Raw genomic sequence first — 20,359 nt, forward strand, 5'->3', positions numbered from 1 at the left:
AATCCGTTAACGGGTTATGAATACATTTAAAGTAGCATTATTCGACCTCGATGGTACTCTTATGGACACTGAGGGACAGTACACTGTGTTTTGGGGAAAGATGGCGGCGAAATATCGCCCTGACGTCCCTAATCTTGAACAGATTATCAAAGGCACAACGCTTATACAGATCTTTGAGCGTTACTTTCCAGACAAGAAGTGGCAGGAAGAGATAACTTTGGCGCTTGATGAGTGGGAGAAGCAGATGGACTATGTCTTCATTCCTGGTGCACTTGACTTTGTCCATGATATTAAAAGTCATGGAGTGCGTTGTGCCATAGTTACCAGTTCCAACATAAAGAAGATGGAGGTTGTTGCCGATAAGGTTCCTGAATTCCGCACCCTTTTTGACCGTATCCTCACGTCTGAGGATTTCGCTGCGTCAAAACCTAATCCGGATTGCTATCTGAAAGGTGCATCCGTATTTGATTGTAAAAAGGAGGAATGTGTCGTATTTGAAGACGCCTTTACAGGATTGCAGGCAGGTATGTCTGCCGGAATATATACAATAGGATTGGCAACAAACAATAGCCGTGCTCAGATTCAGGACAAGTGCAACTATGTCATTGATGATTTTGAAGGACTGACATATGATAGAGTTGCGGCCTTGATTAACGAATAATCTACTTTATTAACCATTCAATCAACTTATGGCAAAAAAGAAAGTAGAAAATGTTGAGACTACGGTCTCAGAACAACCGAAATTGCAGGAAGAAGAAAAGAAGACTTCTGCCAAACGCACTTCACGTAAGAAAACGATAAAAGAGCAGGAAGACACTTCTGCAGAAGAAATCGCCACTACAGAGGTAAAGCCAAAACGCACGGTTCGCAGAAAGAACACCAAGAAAGCGGAAGTGGCGCAAGAAGAAGCAAAGGCAGAGGAAGTGCTTCCTGAACCATCTGTAGAGACAGCAGATGTAGCAACTACCGCCAAAAAGGAGGAACAGGTTTCTAATAATCAGACAGAAAAGAAACAAGAACCAAAACCAGTACCACCATGTCCTACATTGCTTATAAAGGACATTGTGGATCTTGTCAATGCCCCACAGCGTCAGCTGCTCTTGAATGACCAGCAGATACAGCAACTAACCGCGGAAGAGGCTGCAAAACGTTTCCGTTGGATAGAAGGAACCCTCGCCCTTGTACTGAACTATGATGTCGTTCTATCTGACACGAATATTTGGATAGAACTCCTTACAGGACACACCTCTTCCCACTCTGACCCGCGGTTTAATGCGCGTCTGCAGTTTGAGAGACAGTTGGAATTCATCTCAAGACTTTCAAAATTCCGTGGTGCGCGCTTCTCCATGATGTCTGAAACGTATGAGGAAATCGACCGTTTTGCCACACAAATGGAACCTCCTGCAGTAGATGCAGATATGAAAGACGAGGCTGTCTGCCGGAATATTGCAGCACGACTTGCCAAGCGTCTGATACTTTCGCAACAGCGTGAGAACCGTCTGCGTATAGAAGGCATAGGGGCCGAGAGCCACCACAGTGCTTTTGCCGACCCTGCGATAATCCGTCGCTGTGTAGAACTTTTCGCCCAAGGAAAGAGAGTTCTGCTCCTTACGAATGATGCATCTGTTGCAATCCGCTCCATGGGGATGTGCGATGACCTTCAGAGAACCAATGGGATAGATGACGAGACTTGGGATAGCGTTTATGCACCGCTTCGTCCGATGGTAATGACATTTGATGATCTGAAGATTCTTGATGCCTATACCCGCCAGTATCATTTCCTGCAGATGGCAGCCGGAAAGCAGTGGATGGAAGATGTGCCACAGCAAATGCACAAGTCTGTTGTAACTCCGTTGGAACTGTGGATTGACGGATTCCGTCCTGGCGACCGTCATTCTGACAAACAGGGAAATAAACAGAAACATGGTAATGATCAGAAAAACCGTGTGAATGCCAACCAAAGTCAGAGGCAGAAACAAAATAATGCTCAGGAACAGAAGAAAGAATCAGCAAAGCAACAGAAGAAAGCAGAACCGGTGCAGACTCAGGCTGAGACACCAAAGACAGACACAGCTGCACCGGTGTCACAAGCAGAAATCCCACAGCATACAGAGGAACAGCAGGAAAAGAAGACAAAACACCGTAATGGACGGCGTGGCGGACGCAAACCGAAAGCCCTAAGTCAGGAATCTGCAAATGCACAGGAGCAGAAAACAAACGATTAATAACATAGATATGGGACGTAATAAATATTCTCAACATGAGATAGACATTATCGGAATGCTTCTTAGAAAGAAATGTTCCGGAACTCGTTTCCAGCAGAAACTCATACGACATCAGTTGCGGACAAACTTTGAGTTTAATATTTCTGATTTCAATGAACCGGGAAAAGCATTCGGCTATGAGGAATTACAGGCAGCCATCCAACGAGGTGCTATCCGCATTCTTGATGATGCAACCATCGCAGACATGAAAGCGAAGCGTCAAAGAGACCGTGAACGTGATGCTACTATGGTTATGGAGCAGGCTGTTGACAATGGTGAACAGACTGATTGGCAAGAGGCTCTGCGTGAATGGGAAGAATGGGAAAACTCCAATAAAGAATAATTCCACAACGGCAATCATGATGGAACTTACATTTGTCAACATAATAGATTATATAGGAACTTTCGCCTTTGCGATAAGTGGAATACGTCTTGCATCAGAAAAGAACTTCGATCTCTTCGGTGCATTTATCGTTGGCATGGCAACAGCCTGTGGTGGTGGCACTTTGAGAGATATTATGCTGGGTATGAATCCGTTTTGGATGACACAGTGGGTATATCTCGCCATCACAGGCTTCGCAATCCTCCTTTATATTCCGTTTCACAAGTTCATCAACAAGATTGGAACAACAATGTTTCTTTTCGATTCCATCGGCTTGGCACTGTTCACTGTCGTTGGATTCCAGAAAACCATGGATGCCGGCTTCTCTTTCTGGACGGCAAATATAATGGGTGTTATGACCGGTGCGGCAGGAGGGGTGATTCGTGATATTCTAATCAATGAGGAGCCACTTATATTCCGCAGGGATATATATGCCCTCGCATGTGTTGTTGGTGGAATAGTCTATACCGCAGTACTTCTGTTTGGACTGTCAATCATCACAGCACAGATAGCATGCGCCGTCTCTGTAATCGTAATGCGTGTTGGTGCAATAACGTACCATTGGCAATTGCCAATATTAAATGAAGACTAAAAAATGAAGTATAACAATATTATATGGGATCTTGACGGAACTCTCATGAACACATTGGAAGACTTGGCAGATGCAACGAATTTCGCATTGCGGGCTTTCGGCATGCCTGAGAGGACAATAGATGAAATCCGCCAGTTTGTAGGTAATGGAGTGAGAAAACTGATAATCCGTGCTGTTCCCGATGGTGAGGAGAACCCTCGGTTTGAAGAGGTTTTTGCCAAGTTCAAGGAGTATTACATGATACATTGCCAAGATCATACAGACCTTTATCCGGGCATTGCGGACACATTGCAAGAGTTGCACAAGAAAGGTTTCCGAATGGCAGTCGTCAGCAATAAAATACAAGAAGGCGTGTCAGAACTTCATGAAAAGTTCTTCAAAGATACAATTGCCATAGCCATTGGTGAACGTCCGAATGTACGGAGAAAGCCTGCTCCTGACATGGTGCACATCGCAATGAAAGAGTTAGGTTGCACTGCTGAAAATACGATATACATAGGAGATTCTGATGTGGATATTATGACAGCAAAAAACTCAGGGATACCTTGCATCTCTGTCCTTTGGGGATTTCGCGACAAAGAATTCTTGCTTGCCAATGGCGCAGAAAACTTTGCCGCAGTTCCTGCTGACATCACAACAATGGTGAAGTAGGGCTATTTCATCAATCCACCTTTTGTTTGTTGCAATGGTCATAGAGCTTGCAACCGGCACATCCTCCATTGCATTCTGTCGGGTTCTTGAAAGAATAATATATTCTCCTTGCCACAAAGATAATGGCAAGGAGAATTATAATGCCAACGATAATATATTGTATCATTTCCATACGTTTTTATTAAACCAACTTACAATATAAGCAATCCAATCCGGTATACTAAGGCAGAAACTATCCATGCCACAGCAGTGGTATATACTATTGCAAACACCGCCCACCACCATGAGCCGGATTCGTTCTTTATTGCTATTATGGCAGCTGTACAAGGGAAGTATAGCAGTACAAACAACAGAAAGGCAACTGCACTCAATGCTGTTATACCTTCAGCCTCCATTTTTTGACGAAGGACATTGTACTTTGTATCTCCGCTAACGACTTCCTCATCGTCACCAAACGAACTGTCTCCGGAATATAGCACTCCTATTGTGGAAGCTACAATCTCTTTTGCACCGACACCGGCAACCAGTCCCACATCAAGTTTCCAGTTGAATCCCTGTGCATAAAATACAGGTTCTATGGCTTTGCCTATCCTGCCTATATAACTCTGCTCCTGATGCTGTGACAACGGAGTGCCTTCAGGTGTCCGTGGGAAATAGCCGAGAGCCCATACTATGATGGATGCTACAAGAATGATGCCACCCATCTTCTTCAGATACTGCTTGCCTTTTTCCCATGTATGGCGCAGGATTGCTTTTGCCGTAGGGAAACGATACGGTGGCAGTTCCATTACGAAAGGTGTGTCTTCTCCCTTTACAAGAAAACGTGAGAGTATACGGCTTGCCACTATTGCCGTTAGTATGCCTGTCGCATATATGCAGATAAGTATAAAGGCTTGATATTCGACTGCAAAGAATGCACCTACAATCATTATATATATAGGCAGGCGCGCTGAACATGACACGAACGGCATTATAAGCATGGTTATCAAACGCGACCGTCTGCTCTCCACCGTGCGCGTAGCCATTATTGCAGGGACATTGCATCCAAATCCCATAATCAAAGGAATAAACGATTTTCCATGCAATCCCATTTTGTGCATAGGCTTGTCCATGATAAAGGCAGCACGTGCCATATAGCCGGAGTCTTCCATAAATGAGATGAAAGTGTACAAGATGAGAATCTGTGGCAGGAATACTATCACAGAACCAACACCACCAATAATGCCATCTACAGTCATGTCCTTCAGCGGACCATCCGGCATGTATGTACTTACATAGTTTCCGAACCATGCCACAGCTTCTTCTATCCAGTCGGCAGGGTATTGCCCAATGGTAAATGTCATTTCAAACATGAGGAAGATAACGGCAAAGAACAGTGGGAAACCAAGATATTTGTGTGTGATGACATGGTCAATCAGATGTGTCACCTCGTATGTGTCCTGTTTTGCCCCAATGCCATATTCCGTTTCTTGCAGTGCGCCATTGATAAAACCATATTTAGCATCCATTATGGCAGTCTCTGCATCCGTTTTCAGCTCCTGTTCTATCTCCTTGGCAGCATTGTCTCTTACTGCGAATATCTCTTCTGCATGAGGGAGGGTTCGTGCATATTCTTCTATCTGGCTGTCACCTTCAAGGAGTTTTATTGCCACGAAACGAGTGGAGTAGCGACGTTTCACACCTTCATCCGTATATAGCAAGTCACGTACATCCTCGATACCTTTTTCTATATATTTCCCATGATTGATATGTATATGCCCCTCTTTTATCTTCCCTTCATAAATTTCAATTATCGTATGGAATAGTTCTTGCACACCTCTGCCACTCTTGAACACAGTCGGCACCATAGGTATTGCGAGAAGGTTTCCCAAACTTTTGTGGTCAATGCTGTCGCCACGTTTCTCAGCCTCGTCAAACATGTTGAGAGCGCACACCATACGCAAGTGCATATCAATCAGTTGTGTCGTAAGGTAAAGGTTCCTCTCAAGGTTTGATGCATCGAGAACATTAAGTATTACATCAGGAGTGTGGTTTACAATCTGCTTTCTCACATAGAGTTCTTCCGGACTATATGCTGACAGGGAATAGGTTCCGGGCAAGTCGACGATGTGGAACTCATAGTCCTCAAAATAAGCGATGCCTTCCTTGGCGTCAACGGTTACACCGGAATAATTGCCGACACGCTCATGCGCGCCTGACACATAGTTGAACAATGAAGTCTTGCCACAGTTCGGATTTCCTACAAGTGCAACGTCTATATGGTGGCGTTTCTTCTTTGCCATTTCATACATGGCTTCTTCTTTGCCACAGTCAAGCAACAAGTCTTGCACCTCTTGCTGATTCTGCACCTTCTGTATGTCCTGCGATGAGACGACCTCAATCATGTCAGCCTCGTCCCTGCGCATGGAAACTTCATATCCCATGATGAGATATTTGACAGGGTCTTGCAGCGGAGCATTAAGCAACACTGTTATTTCCTTTCCTGTTACGAAGCCCATCTCAACAATACGCTTGCGGAAACCTCCATGGCCAAGCACTTTCACAATGACTCCTTTTTCACCTGTATGTAGCTCTGATAATCTCATGTTCTTTATAATTTTGAATGCAAAATTAATTATTATTTATGAGATAATCAAATGTTTTACACTGTCACAAACAACAAATACCAACTATTAGGTATGAAATGTGAAAAATGTTTACATCAATTTGGGAAGATTTGGAGTTATAACGATAAATTTGTAACTTTGCAGAAAGATGAATACATTTGATTGGTGGATTTAATATTATACGGATATGATTGATTTTGATATGCCGGAAGAGAAACAGTATAGCGCACGTATAAGCCGTCAGAAACTCATGGAAATAAAAAACGGTGTACAGAAGTATGTTTTTGCCGGGCGACGTTATCGGAATGTCAATTTCACGGCTGCGCAGCTGGCGAAGAATATTGGCACCAACACGCGATACCTAAGTGCTGCGATAAGGCTGCACTACGGATGCAATTTCTCAGAACTTGTCAACAAACTGCGTGTGGATGAGGCAAAGCAAATCATGCTTGCACCAGACAGTACTCTGACCATGGAGGACATATCTTATTCTGCCGGTTTCTCCACACGTCAAAGTTTTTACAACGCCTTCAACAAGTTTGTTGGAATGAAGCCTAAGGAATGGCTTGCCAATGAATTGGAAAAGAAACGCGAAGAGGAGGAGAAGCAGCGCGAAGAGTTAAAGGCTACCACTCCTTTTGGCGGCATTGCTTTTGAATGACATCTTACAAACAAGGATTATTATTATTACATATTATGGAACGTTTTGCTGATATTCAACTATTAAGATACAAACTGAAAGACTTTGAAACTCTCACCATTAGTCAGAAGCGTTTGGTGTATTGCTTGTCGCAGGCTACATTATGGGGTAGGGACATAACTTTCGACCAACATGGAAGTTACAACCTGAAGATAAGGAAAATACTTGAAATATGTTTCCCTGACTCTGAATACTTGAAAAGAGTATGGTTCTCAAGTGGTATACATCATCACTACAGCTGTCAGAAATTCTTACCGGATTTTACGAAACAGGATTTCATTCAGGCTCTCCTGTCATGCCCTAAGGAGAACCTTCCTTTGAAAAAAGGGCAGACTGTGGATGACCTTATAGCGGAGCTTCTTCCGGTAATGTTCGATTCAGAAGTTATGCCACAGCGTGTCAACCAACGCCAAGGTGAAGACCTCGTCGCAACGTCTGCATGCAATTTCTATGACGGTGTCACGCAAGAAGAGGCTGTTTCATTCTACGAGAACAAGAAGAAAGAGTGGGCAGAGAGCCATCCTGAGGCATCGAAGGATGAGCTGCCGTCTTTCGGACTGAACTCACGCCTTGTGAAAGACGGCACGAACATAACAGAAGAGACATACAAAATAGGTGGAAAATACTCCGCATACATCGAGAAAATCGTATTCTGGCTGGAAAAAGCAATGGAATTTGCGGAGGATGAATCCCAGAAGGAAGTGATTGCTTCATTGGTTTCCTATTATAGAAGCGGTGACCTGAAGGAATTTGATGAGTATTCAATAAAGTGGGTAGGGCAGACCTCTCCGCGAGTTGATTTTATCAATGGCTTCATCGAAGTCTATGGCGACCCCATCGGATTGAAAGGTTCGTGGGAAGGCATCGTGCACTATAAGGATCTTGAAGCGACGCATCGCACAGAGATATTGGCTGAAAATGCTCAGTGGTTTGAGGACAACTCTCCTGTTGACAGCCGTTTCAAGAAGCCTGTTGTCACAGGTGTTACGGCAAACGTTGTATGCTGTGCCATGCTTGGCGGTGACGAATATCCGGCTACAGCAATAGGCATAAACCTTCCTAATGCCGATTGGATAAGGGCAAAGCATGGCTCGAAGTCAATCACAATATCAAACATAACTGCTGCTTACGATAGCGCTTCCAAGCACAGTGGCTTCAGGGAGGAATACATTGATGAAGCGGATACTCTGCAACTCATAGGAAAATACGGATATATAACGGACGATTTGCATACTGACTTGCATGAGTGCCTTGGTCATGGTTCGGGACAAATGGCACCGGGAGTTTCGCTTGACATGCTGAAATCCTATGCATCGACAATCGAGGAGGCACGTGCGGACCTTTTCGGGCTGTATTATATGGCAGACCCGAAACTCGTAGAACTTGGGCTGCTGCCTAATGAAGAGGCTTATAAAGCACAGTATTACACATACATGCTTAACGGTCTGCTGACACAATGCGTTCGCATTCCTATTGGCGAGGACATCCAAGAGGCTCACATGCGTAACCGTGCCATTATTGCCAATTGGGTTTATGCAAAGGCAAAATGTGCATGTGAGAAAGAAATGTCACAAAAGCCTTGTGTTGAATTGTATGAGGTGGATGGAAAGACATATATGCGTATCAATGATTATCCTGCGCTCCGCACGCTTTTCGGAGAACTTCTTGCTGAGGTTCAGCGCATAAAAAGCGAAGGCGACCATGACGCAGCACGTGACCTCGTTGAGGCTTATGGCGTGAAAATTAATCAAAAGACGCATAAGGAGATAAAGAGCCGTTACGAGAAACTTGGGATTGCTCCATACAAGGGCTTCATCAATCCGGTACTGACAGAGGTCTTTGATGCAGACGGAAATGTCACAGACGTAGTTGCCAACTATACAGAATCTTACTCAGAGCAGATGATGCGCTATTCAAAAGAATACTCTGCATGAGACATTGCAAACCATATTCGCAAGCAATGTGTTTTCTGTGTTTTGCAGAAGCGCCAACAACTGTTTGGCAAAAGGTTACATTTCATTGTACAAAGTGTTACCTTTGGCATGCCAAAAGGTAACCTTTTGGAGGATAAAGTGTTACCTTTTGTTTGTTGCGGAATTATGCTCTGATTTTCAAGTTGTTATGAATAAAATATAAGTTATGGACAGTCACGAGACAGCAAGGGATATTCGTTCGCGTTTTCGGTCACTTATGGACGGTGTGGTTTCCGAGAACATGCGTAACAGTGGTGCAAGCTACCGTATTAATTGGGGTGTGTCACTTATGCACATCAAGGATTTGGCAAAAGACTATGAGCCTGATTTCCATGTAGCATTAGAGTTATGGAAGGACAATGTCCGTGAATCAAAAATTATGGCTCTCCTGCTTATGCCGGTAGAAGAGTTCACTCCTGACATCGCCGGTATATGGGTGGATGACATAAAATCGCAGGAAATAGCGGAGATGGCGGCAACACTATTGTTCTCGAAAGTGGAGTATGCTCCTGAAATGGCATACAAACTGATTGCACAGAGCGATGTCATGCACCAAATACTTGGCTACAACATCCTTTCACGTTTGTTCTCCGAGGGGAAAATCCCTGACGCACGGGGACTTGAAGAACTGATGGACCAAATTAGCCTTGCATTGAAAGATGATGGTATATCTGTCAGGCATGCTGCCTATAATTGCTTCCTGAAACTTGACACGTGTGACAAATTGGCAGACAGTCCGTATTGGCATGCTTTATGTAAATCAATTCAATAGAACATTACAAATCAAAAATAACAGAATTATGACAATTAAACCATTAGCAGACCGCGTATTGGTACAACCAATGGCGGCAGAAGAAAAAATCGGCGGTATCATTATTCCTGACACTGCAAGTAAGGAGAAACCTATCCAGGGAACTGTTGTCGCAGTAGGAAACGGCACAAAGGATGAGGAGATGATTCTCAAAGCCGGTGACAATGTGCTTTATGGAAAGTATGCCGGAACAGAGGTTGAGTTGGAGGGCGAGAAGTATCTCATCATGCGTCAGTCTGATGTACTGGCAGTTTTAGCATAATAGAATTATAAGTGAACTAACAAAAGAGAAGAAAAATGGCAAAGGATATTAAATTCAATAGTGACGCTCGCGAACTTTTGAAGCGTGGCGTTGACCAGCTTGCAAATGCTGTGAAAGTGACTCTTGGTCCTAAGGGACGCAATGTTGTCATAGAAAAGAAGTTTGGTGCACCTCAGATAACAAAGGACGGTGTTACTGTCGCTAAAGAGATTGAACTTGAAGACAAGTTTGAAAACACAGGTGCACAGCTCGTTAAGAGTGTTGCTTCAAAGACAGGTGATGATGCCGGCGACGGAACAACAACTGCAACAATCCTTACACAGTCTATTGTTAACGAGGGACTTAAGAATGTCACTGCAGGTGCAAACCCTATGGATCTCAAGCGCGGTATTGACAAGGCTGTCAAGGCTGTTGTGGAGCACATTGCAAAAAATGCAGAAAAGGTTGACGACAATTATGAAAAGATTGAGCAGGTTGCTACTGTGTCAGCCAATAATGACCCTGAAATCGGCAAACTTCTTGCAGAGGCTTTCCGCAAAGTAAGCAAGGATGGTGTCATCACAATTGAGGAATCAAAGTCTCGCGAGACATACATTGGTGTTGTTGAGGGTATGCAGTTCGACCGTGGATACTTGTCCGGCTATTTCGTAACTGATACAGAGAAAATGGAGTGCCAGTACGAGAACCCATACATTCTTCTCTATGACAAGAAGATTTCAAACATCAAGGAGTTCCTGCCAATCCTTCAGCCTGCAGCAGAGAGTGGACGTCCACTTCTCGTTATAGCAGAGGATGTTGACTCTGAGGCTCTTACCACACTTGTTGTCAACCGTCTCCGCGGTGGCCTGAAGATTTGTGCTGTTAAGGCTCCAGGCTTCGGTGACCGTCGTAAGGCTATGCTTGAGGACATCGCAACACTGACAGGTGGTGTTGTAATCTCTGAAGAGAAGGGCTTGAAACTCGAGCAGGCTACAATAGAGATGCTTGGTTCTTGTGACAAGGTTGTTGTTGGCAAGGACAACACAACGATAGTCAACGGACACGGTGAGTCACAGATGATAAAGGATCGTGTGAACCAGATAAAGAATGAGATTAATTCTACAACATCTTCTTACGACAAGGAAAAACTTCAGGAGCGTCTTGCAAAACTCGCCGGCGGTGTAGCTGTGCTTTATGTAGGTGCAAACTCTGAAGTGGAGATGAAGGAGAAGAAGGATCGTGTTGATGATGCTCTCTGCGCTACTCGTGCAGCGATAGAGGAGGGTGTTGTTGCCGGTGGCGGAACAACATATATCCGTGCACTTGAAGCTCTGAAAGGCTTGAAGGGAGACAATCAGGACGAGGAGACTGGTATCCGTATCGTTGAGCGTGCCGTTGAGGAGCCATTGCGTCAGATATGCTTCAACGCTGGTATTGAGGGCGCTGTCGTTGTCAATAAGGTTGCTGAGGGTGAAGGTGACTTTGGTTACAATGCTCGCACAGGAGAATATGAGGATCTTCGCAAGGCTGGTATCATTGACCCGGCAAAGGTTAGTCGTGTCGCTCTTGAGAACGCTGCATCCATTGCCGGCATATTCTTGACAACAGAGGCTTGCATCTGTGATGCTCCTGCACCTGAAGCACCAATGCCTCCAATGGGTGGCGCACCGGGAATGGGCATGATGTAATTGCCATAATACAATATAGAATTAGTTTACAATGAAAATCCCTGCTTTGCATGAAGAACAAAGCAGGGGTTTATTTGATTATAGAACTGTATTAACGTTTGGTAGATATTATGCCTATTTCTGAATTGTGGATGTATTTGCTTTTACATTGTTCTTATTGCTGTATGCCATGAACATTACGGCACAGAGTATAAGGACAATGCCGATAAGATTACCGCCTGTGATAACTCCACCGAATGCAGCCAGTGATACAGCCAATGCCGTGATAGGTTCAAGCGCACCAATGATACTTGCCGGTGTGCTGCCAATGATATGGATGGATTTGGTTATGAGCAATAATGATATTACTGTCGGGAAAACAGCCAGCCCAAAAGCATTGCCCCATGATTGTATGTCAGGCAGTGGTGCTATATCCATACCAAAATTGTTGGAAATGAAGAATACTATTGTTCCGAATGCTAAAGCAAAGAATGAAAGACGGGATATGCTCATGTCCTTTAGTATGCTTCTGTTTACTCCAATAAGATATATTGCATATGTAAGTCCTGACAATATGGCTAATGTCATTCCTATCAGACTGAAACCACCACCTGTTCCATCTTGTTTCAGCATACATATGCCAAAAGATGTGACAATTATGCAAAGGAATGTATTGCGTGACATGTGTTCATGAAACACAAGCCATGAAAGTAGTGCGACAAACAATGGATAAGTGAATAATATTACCGAAGCAAGTCCGGGGTCCATATATTTGAAGCTGAAGAAGAGTCCTGCCGATGAACTTGCGAAGAGTGTCCCCATAATCATTGTTGCCAATGCCTCGTTTTTGGTGAGCCGGAAGGATTGTCCTTTGGCCAGCATATAGATGCCCATCAGTACTGTAGATATGGCATAACGGTAGAAGAGTACACTCATTGGAGTGATTCCTTCATTGTAGAGTGGCATTGCAAACAGAGGATTCAGCCCGTAACTGGCAGAACCTATCATAGCCAGTAGGTATCCCCAAGCTGTTGAAGATGTGTTTGTGATCTTCATAAAAATTATAGAATTGTATTTTATGAAAACAGTTTGTGACAAGTGAGCATGGAAAAGCCAATCAAATGTCTTTGTATGAAATATGATTGGCTTTATTTTATGGACAAATATGGACAAGAGAGTATTATCTGAATGAATCGGTAAGCAGTTTTATCTCCACTTGCGGTGCGATGCGTTCATATAATATATTGTGTACAGCATCAAGGATTGGCATATTGACATGCATTCTGCGGTTTATCTCCGTCATACATTTCGTGCCAAAGTAACCTTCGGCGATCATCTCCATCTCTATCTGTGCCGACTTTACAGAATATCCTTTACCAATCATCGTTCCGAACGTCCTGTTCCTTGAGAAATGAGAGTAACCGGTTACAAGGAGGTCGCCCATATATGCGGAGTCGATTATGGAAGAGCACTCCAGTCCTTCCGCGGCAGACACAACCTGAAGGAAGCGGTTCATTTCCAACAAGGCGTTTGAGATGAGTACGGCTTGGAAATTATCACCATATTTCAGTCCGGAGCATATTCCTGCAGCTATGGCATAGACATTCTTCAGGACAGAGCCGTATTCTATTCCGAGAACATCGGATGATGTCTTTGTTTTTATTGAGTTGGATTTCAGCACCTCTGCAAATGCTTGGGCTTTCTCAGTGTCGGCACAGCCGATGGTAAGATATGTGAGACGGTCCAATGCCACTTCCTCTGCGTGTGACGGTCCTCCTATGCAGGCAAGGTTTGCGTATGGGACATCATAAACCTGATGAAAATATTCCGAACATACCAGATTCTCGTCAGGGACAATACCTTTTATGGCAGTGACAATAAACTTGTCAGATATTCGTGCACGCAGTTTCTTCAAGTGGTTCTTGAGGTAGGGTGAAGGCGTGACGAACACTAACGTGTCATAGTTTTGGACAATATCGTTGAGGTCGGACGAAAAGAAGATTTCATTGATATTGAAATGAACGCCTGTGAGGTATGCAGGATTATGCTGCAGATTCTTGAAATCCTCTATGCGGTCATTCCTTCGCATGTACCAGCCGATGTGATGTGTATGTGCGACAACAATCTTGGCGATAGCTGTTGCCCAGCTACCGCCTCCGATTATTGCTATTTTTCCACAATCAAACATAAGTTTAAGTGTTATGCGTTGGCTTTTTCAATCATAGCCTCAAACTCGTCTACCTTAGGATTCTCTAATCCGAGTTTGTACTTCTTGTTTACACCGCAAACATCCATCTGCAGTTTCTGTGCTTTTACATTCTTGATGTCAGAAACGAGATAATAACCCGCTTTGTTGAAGAGTGGCACCCATTCTTCTGTCACACCGACTTCTGCCCATTCCGCATTTGTTGAGCGTGGTGCTTTCTTCTCAGGCTTCATCTGTGGGAAGAGCATTATTTCGCCTATTGCGAACTTCCCTGTCATGAGCATCACAAGACGGTCAATACCGATACCGATGCCTGATGTCGGTGGCATACCGTACTGCAGTGCGCGGAGGAAGTCATGGTCGATAATCATCGCTTCATCGTCACCCTTGTCAGCAAGTTTCATTTGGTCTATGAATCTCTCTTCCTGGTCGATAGGGTCATTCAGCTCCGAGTAGGCATTTGCAAGTTCTTTACCGTTGACCATAAGCTCAAATCGTTCTGTAAGTCCAGGCTTTGAGCGGTGCATCTTTGTAAGCGGAGACATCTCGACAGGGTAGTCGGTGATGAATGTCGGCTGTATGAATGTTCCTTCGCAAGTTTCACCGAAGATTTCATCGATGAGTTTTCCTTTACCCATCGTCTCGTCAACTTCGACACCGACTTTCTTTGCCACCTCACGCATCTCGTCCTCTGTCATTCCGTTGAGGTCGTAACCGGTCTTCTCCTTTATGGCGTCAAGGATAGGCAGGCGACGATATGGAGCTTTGAATGAGATGACTTTGCCGTCAATTTCCACTTCCGGTTTGCCGTTCACAGCAATGCAGATTTCCTCAAGCATCTTCTCTGTGAATTCCATCATCCAGTTGTAGTCCTTATAGGAAACATACAGCTCCATGCATGTGAATTCCGGGTTATGTGTCTTGTCCATACCCTCATTGCGGAAGTTCTTTCCCATTTCATACACACCTTCAAATCCACCGACAATCAGTCGCTTGAGGTAAAGCTCTGTTGCGATGCGCATGTACATGTCCTGATTCAGAGCATTGAAATGAGTAATGAACGGACGCGCGCTTGCACCGCCGGCAATATTCTGCAGGATAGGAGTGTCGACTTCTGTGTATCCTGCATTGTCAAGTATTCTGCGCATTGTGCGTACCACTGTCGCACGTTTGAGGAATGTGTCCTTGACGCCTTCGTTGACAACGAGGTCAACATAACGCTGGCGATAACGCAGCTCAGGGTCGTCAAACTTGTCGTATGCCACACCGTCCTTGTACTTCACGATAGGCAGTGGCTTAAGGCTCTTGCTGAGTACTGTCAGTTCCATGGCATGAACGGAAATCTCACCTGTCTGTGTGCGGAACACATAGCCTTTGACACCGATGAAATCGCCGATGTCAAGGAGTTTCTTGAATACTTTATTGTAAAGTTCCTTGTTCTCGTCAGGACAGATGGCGTCACGCTGAATGTACACCTGTATGCGCCCCTTGGAATCCTGTATCTCTGCAAAAGCCGCCTTGCCCATGATACGCTGTGACATCATTCGGCCTGCAATGCATACCATTCGTGAGTTCTCAGGTGTCGCCTTTCCCGGGATTTCGTTCCCTTCCTCATCCTTTTCTTTTGGAAGGTCGACAAAGTTCTCTATGATTTCTGTGGAGAATGCGTCTGTCGGATATTCTGCTGCCGGATATGGGTCGATTCCCATATTGCGTAATTCTTCGAGTGACTGACGGCGTACAATCTCCTGTTCTGAAAGTTCTAAAATGTTCATATCTGTTCTTATTGCTTAATGTTCTGATTTCACTTTAGTTTGCAAATTTAATAATAAATAGTGTAACAGCAAAATCTTCCCATATTATTTTATTATAAATTAAGTTAGTCTACAAACTTCATTTGCATAATTGGCTTGCCATGTAATGGCGTGTTGCTGTTCCTATTGTGTCATATATATATCATCGGATACTAATAACTGTGATAAAATGTTGTAACATCTTGAGAGTCAATTATATATATTACATAAAGGAAATAATTGTTGTGCGGTGTTGCTGTAGTAACGGTACAGTAACGCTGTAGTGATACTACAGTAGTGCTGTACTAACACTACAGCAACGCTGCAATATAGTTACAGTAATGTTGCAGTAAAAGAAGCACAATGTCTTGCAGATAGAGTGTCAGAGCTAATGATGTCACATGGGTTTGCCAAGTCGTTGATTATAATTTTGTGGACATACTTGTGCCTAGAAGATTAGTATTGAATCATGTTGTCATCCGTATTGAATTACACAACAATCAAATACCATTCATTGTGTCATTCGTGTCTAATCGCAAAACCTTTTTGATTTGAACGCATTCCTCAATATATTTATGTAACTTTGCGCACGGAAATATATTATATGTAAAAAAATATCCTTTTAGGGGTTGGGAAAATCAAATGTTTATTGTCATATAATCAAACAACATGACAACAATGCACAACACAGAGCACGACATAGACATTATTTACAAAAGACATCAGAGCAAGATGCTTCGTCTGGCGACGCTTCTGCTGAAGGACACACAGGCTGCGGAGGATACCGTCAGCGATGTGTTCTTGTCCTTATCCGACTGCGGCATCGGCAATGTTGCAAACATTGAAGGCTATCTCCTTACGACGGTCCGCAACAGATGCTTGAACAGACTCAAGAGCCTGAGCCACAGGGAAAAGGTGAAAAGATGCCTGCCCATAGAGAACGTTCCTGACAATATATCATGCAATGATTATTGCATGGAAGCGGAAGAGCGAATGCAAGCCATCGAAGCATTCATCCTCGAAAACCTCACTCTGCAGACGCAGACAGTGATGCGGATGCGATTCCGAGAGAATATGAAATATGCGGAAATAGCGACCAAACTAAACATCAGCGAGGCTGCTGTATATAAGCACCTTGCGCAAGGAATCAGAAAGCTGAGACAGAGATTCAACCCATAATAGTAACAACCCTGAAAAGATGATTCAATGGAGAAAACAGATCTTATACTCAAACTTATTGAGAAGCCGGAGAATTTTACCGAAGAGCAAATCGCAGAGATTCTCTCCGATGAGGAGTGCCTCAAGCTGTATCTCACCGTCTGCGATGTTGACAGTATGTACAAGGCATCACGACGCAGCAAGAAGAAGCCTTTTGTGCAAAGATACCAATGGGCAGCGTCCCTTGCGGCGCTTCTTGTGTCGGGAATAGCCATCGCTACTGTGAGCACCGGCTTTTTCCGACATGACGATGTCCCCTCAGGACAGGCGGCAAGCGTTAAAAGCGAGCGGCAAGTGATGCAGGCGGAGCAAACAATGCCGGCAAAGACAACAGCCTCAAGCGCGGTACGGAAAACATTCGACAATGCCACACTTGACGATGTTTTCGCAGAGATGGCGCGCCATTACGGCTGTACCGTGATATTCGAGAATGAGAAAGCGAGGCAAATCAGAATATTCTACGAATGGGACAGCGCGATGCCGCTCTCTGATGTTGTCAAGGAACTATCCAATTTCAATAAAATCTCCCTGTCTATGACTGAAGACAGCGGGCAGATTTTGCTTACCGTCAAATAAACGCACACCATAATCATGAATAGAATTATTTTCACAATAATATTATGTATAGCACTTTCCTCTGCCCACGCGCAGAAGATTGTCCGCAATTACCACGGTACACCGCTGCCGGAAGTTCTCAAGGATTTGAGCAAGACAGCAGATAAGAGAATATCATTCATTTACAACGATTTGGAAGATTTCTCCATTACAAAGCGGATAAAGCGCAACAAAGTGTCCGATGCCATACGCGAGGCGGTGGGATTCTACCCGATACGCATCGTGGAGAGCGACAGCCTGATTTTCGTGGAGTGCATCGACAGCGACCAAAGCCGTCTTGTCGGCCAGCTTGTCGACAGCAAGGGCAAACCGGTGGCTTATGCCAACATACAGTTGCTCAGTCCTAAGGATTCCACGTATATCACCGGTGGTGTAAGTAATGAGGCGGGACGGTTTGTCATCCCTTCCCCGATAAAGCAAGTGCTGGCAAAAATCAGCTGCGTAGGCTTCAAAACCATCACCCGGCTGTATAATGTCACCGACATAGGCAAGGTTTCCATGCGCGAGGCGGGCATCATGCTACAGGCTGTGCAAGTGGAGCAGAAGGAGGCAGTGCGCGACGGCGACAAGGTGAAGTTCTATCTTTCAAAGGATTTGAAGAACAACGCTTACGACGGATACAGTGCGCTTTCTTTGCTGACCCTTCCCGGCATCGATGTTGATGCTGTAAACAAGAGCATCACAAAACTTGGTGCGCCCGGACTCCTCATTTGTCTCAACGGACGCCCCGTGGACAGCGACGAGATCGAGACAATCAATCCGAAGGATATTGAGCGTATCGACTACTATCCTTACTACAACGCCGACTACCCAACGGCAGGCACAGTGATTGATTTCAGGGTAAAGCGCAGAGACCACGGAGGACAGATGTATCTCCATGCAAGCGAAGACCTTAACATAGTCTCGGGCAACGATATCGCAGACTGGAAGACATACCGCAAGAACACTGAATACAACGTGAAAGTGTCAGGCGACTATGCCCATTTCAGCCGTCCGCGTGGCACAGAAGAGGAAACAAACATGATGTTCCCTTCGGAAGAGATAACAAAAACCACAGCAAACACGCCGTCAAAGACACACCGTAACAAGATAGGCGGGAAACTCTCGCTTCTGCATTACATCGGCAAGAAGGACATGTTTCAGGCAGCAGCCTTCCTCAGCAAAAGCCATGATGCGAAAGGTAACAATCTTGTCGAAAGATTCTCTAACGAGGTTGATTCGCGCTCGACAACCGACAGGACACACAGCGACAACATTGCCACATCGGCACGGCTGTACTGGAAGAAATCTTTCGACTGCGGTCTGCAGATTCGGGCAACAATGAGAGGCAGTTACACAAGAAACAACAACAACCGTGACTACATGACTGTGAAGAATATTCTCTCGGAGACAAAGGAGGACTACTACACACTGCACCCGAGCCTCAGCATCAACATGCCATGGAAGAAGCATGCCTTCTCGCTCAAAAGCGTCTATTATTATGACAATTCTGAGATAACGTATCTTGAGAATGCGAACTCTGACGGCAGTACGCTGAAATTCGGACAGCTCATCATTGACCTCGTTGACAACATCCGCTTCTCGAAGAAATTCCAGCTGTCGATAGACCTTCAGCAACGCTTTGTGAACGTTGACAACAGCATCATGTCGTACAACAAAAGCTATTTCACACCGAAGGCATACTTCACCATCGAAATGCCAAAAAGCAGCCAGCTGTCGTTAGGCGCGTTCATGGGCGTGTTCAACCCGGACTTCAACCTATACGACACAACAGTGAAGTCCATTGACCCATACCAGACACTTACCGGCAATCCAAACTTGCCTATCAGAGACGTGTGGTCGGCATACTATAGCTTCTATATGCAGCGAAACTGGGGCTACCTGCAGTTGTACGGTAGTTACGAGCATTCAAGCGATGTCATCTATCAAACGACTACCTATGATTCAGAGGCAAACGTGTTCCGTCACTCTTTTCTCAGCGGCGGCAAGAAAGAGGATTTTGGAATCAATGCCAACGGACAGCTTAACATCATCCCAAAGAAACTAAAGTTTGCTGTCGGGCTGACATACAACCACAAGACAGAGCACGGCGTACCACGCAACACTGTGGACTTTCTCTGGCAGACTTACGAGTTGACATACATCGCGAAAAAGTTCAATGTGCAGCTGTCATACACGTCTGAGTCAAAATACATCGACCTCGGCAAGACCATCACGATGCCGGCCTCACTCCGATTCTCCGCAGGCTACAACCACAAAGGCCTGAACCTGAATTTCTACACCAAGAACCCATTCATGCGTTGCCACACAAAGATTGCCTACTCCGTTGATGGTTTCAACCAAGCATTACGCTATTATGAGCCGTACAAAGCCTACAACCTCTTCAACATCAGCGTCTCTTATCGCTTCAACTACGGCAAGAAGCACAAATTCAATGATGTGGATATCGATACGCAAAGCAAATCTGCGATATTGTGATGTCGCCGCGTGCCAAAAGGTTGGCGACCGGCAGAAGCAAAGCCTGCTTGACAATCCCCACGTCAACGCTATGAAAGATGATATCTCTTAATGCTGAATCCCTTGGACCGGCATTTCAAAATACGGCGGTTTTTCTGCTCCACTGATGGAGGTCGGGAATAC

The 20,359-nt window shown here is 44.7% G+C and carries 18 protein-coding genes; 13 read left to right on the forward strand and 5 right to left on the reverse strand.

Annotated elements, in window-relative coordinates; translation table 11 throughout:
• Positions 1–16 precede the first annotated feature (16 nt).
• The 5 genes from HPS57_RS00445 to HPS57_RS00465 are packed head-to-tail and all read left to right on the forward strand — an operon-like array spanning position 17 to position 3,889.
• Entirely contained in the window at positions 17–661 is a 645-nt protein-coding gene (locus HPS57_RS00445) for an HAD family hydrolase (protein WP_172179179.1), read from the forward strand.
• Between the two features lie 28 nt (positions 662–689).
• Positions 690–2,225: a PIN domain-containing protein gene (locus HPS57_RS00450; RefSeq protein ID WP_172179180.1), complete on the forward strand. Its 1,536-nt coding sequence runs from the start codon at positions 690–692 to the stop codon at positions 2,223–2,225.
• 10 nt (positions 2,226–2,235) lie between these two features.
• Positions 2,236–2,607: a hypothetical protein gene (locus HPS57_RS00455; protein ID WP_172179181.1), complete on the forward strand. Its 372-nt coding sequence runs from the start codon at positions 2,236–2,238 to the stop codon at positions 2,605–2,607.
• A gap of 16 nt (positions 2,608–2,623) precedes the next feature.
• Positions 2,624–3,238 (forward strand): trimeric intracellular cation channel family protein, encoded by a 615-nt coding sequence (locus tag HPS57_RS00460; RefSeq protein ID WP_369811413.1) that lies wholly within the window; start codon positions 2,624–2,626, stop codon positions 3,236–3,238.
• A 3-nt stretch (positions 3,239–3,241) separates the two neighbouring features.
• Positions 3,242–3,889 carry an HAD family hydrolase gene (locus tag HPS57_RS00465; protein ID WP_172179182.1) on the forward strand — a complete coding sequence of 216 codons (648 nt, stop codon included), beginning with the start codon at positions 3,242–3,244 and terminating at the stop codon, positions 3,887–3,889.
• Positions 3,890–3,899: 10 nt separating this feature from the next.
• Here HPS57_RS00465 and HPS57_RS00470 read toward each other — a convergent pair whose 3' ends face one another.
• Both HPS57_RS00470 and feoB read right to left on the reverse strand, forming a co-directional pair.
• Entirely contained in the window at positions 3,900–4,061 is a 162-nt protein-coding gene (locus HPS57_RS00470; protein WP_172179183.1) for a FeoB-associated Cys-rich membrane protein, read from the reverse strand.
• Between the two features lie 19 nt (positions 4,062–4,080).
• Entirely contained in the window at positions 4,081–6,474 is a 2,394-nt protein-coding gene (gene feoB, locus HPS57_RS00475; protein ID WP_172179184.1) for a ferrous iron transport protein B, read from the reverse strand.
• Between the two features lie 208 nt (positions 6,475–6,682).
• On the opposite strand from feoB, the gene HPS57_RS00480 reads away from it, so the two are divergent.
• From HPS57_RS00480 to groL, 5 genes are all read left to right on the forward strand, one after another.
• Complete coding sequence (locus tag HPS57_RS00480) at positions 6,683–7,156, forward strand: helix-turn-helix domain-containing protein (RefSeq protein ID WP_172179185.1); 474 nt, start codon at positions 6,683–6,685, stop codon at positions 7,154–7,156.
• Complete coding sequence (locus HPS57_RS00485; RefSeq protein WP_172179186.1) at positions 7,153–9,129, forward strand: dipeptidyl-peptidase 3 family protein; 1,977 nt, start codon at positions 7,153–7,155, stop codon at positions 9,127–9,129. The genes HPS57_RS00480 and HPS57_RS00485 overlap by 4 nt, the downstream gene beginning before the upstream one ends.
• Positions 9,130–9,334: 205 nt before the next feature.
• Entirely contained in the window at positions 9,335–9,940 is a 606-nt protein-coding gene (locus tag HPS57_RS00490; protein WP_172179187.1) for a DNA alkylation repair protein, read from the forward strand.
• Between the two features lie 28 nt (positions 9,941–9,968).
• A complete protein-coding gene (locus HPS57_RS00495; RefSeq protein ID WP_135938800.1) occupies positions 9,969–10,241 on the forward strand; it encodes a co-chaperone GroES in 273 nt (90 codons plus the stop codon).
• A gap of 35 nt (positions 10,242–10,276) precedes the next feature.
• On the forward strand, positions 10,277–11,908 hold the full coding sequence (gene groL / locus HPS57_RS00500) for a chaperonin GroEL (RefSeq protein ID WP_172179188.1): 1,632 nt from the start codon (positions 10,277–10,279) through the stop codon (positions 11,906–11,908).
• Positions 11,909–12,022: 114 nt separating this feature from the next.
• On the opposite strand, the gene HPS57_RS00505 is transcribed toward groL, so the two are convergent.
• The 3 genes from HPS57_RS00505 to lysS form a co-directional block, all read right to left on the reverse strand.
• Positions 12,023–12,943: a DMT family transporter gene (locus HPS57_RS00505; protein ID WP_172179189.1), complete on the reverse strand. Its 921-nt coding sequence runs from the start codon at positions 12,941–12,943 to the stop codon at positions 12,023–12,025.
• A 124-nt stretch (positions 12,944–13,067) separates the two neighbouring features.
• Positions 13,068–14,075 (reverse strand): NAD(P)H-dependent glycerol-3-phosphate dehydrogenase, encoded by a 1,008-nt coding sequence (locus tag HPS57_RS00510; RefSeq protein ID WP_172179190.1) that lies wholly within the window; start codon positions 14,073–14,075, stop codon positions 13,068–13,070.
• Positions 14,076–14,086: 11 nt separating this feature from the next.
• Entirely contained in the window at positions 14,087–15,868 is a 1,782-nt protein-coding gene (lysS, locus tag HPS57_RS00515; protein ID WP_172179191.1) for a lysine--tRNA ligase, read from the reverse strand.
• Between the two features lie 687 nt (positions 15,869–16,555).
• Here lysS and HPS57_RS00520 point away from each other — a divergent pair.
• The 3 genes from HPS57_RS00520 to HPS57_RS00530 are packed head-to-tail and all read left to right on the forward strand — an operon-like array spanning position 16,556 to position 20,197.
• Complete coding sequence (locus HPS57_RS00520; protein ID WP_172179192.1) at positions 16,556–17,065, forward strand: sigma-70 family RNA polymerase sigma factor; 510 nt, start codon at positions 16,556–16,558, stop codon at positions 17,063–17,065.
• Between the two features lie 27 nt (positions 17,066–17,092).
• A complete protein-coding gene (locus HPS57_RS00525; RefSeq protein ID WP_172179193.1) occupies positions 17,093–17,680 on the forward strand; it encodes a DUF4974 domain-containing protein in 588 nt (195 codons plus the stop codon).
• Positions 17,681–17,695: 15 nt separating this feature from the next.
• A complete protein-coding gene (locus HPS57_RS00530; RefSeq protein WP_172179194.1) occupies positions 17,696–20,197 on the forward strand; it encodes a TonB-dependent receptor in 2,502 nt (833 codons plus the stop codon).
• The last annotated feature ends 162 nt before the right edge of the window (positions 20,198–20,359 follow it).

This window comes from Palleniella intestinalis (genome assembly GCF_013166595.1).
Classification (GTDB): Bacteria; Bacteroidota; Bacteroidia; order Bacteroidales; family Bacteroidaceae; genus Prevotella; species Prevotella intestinalis.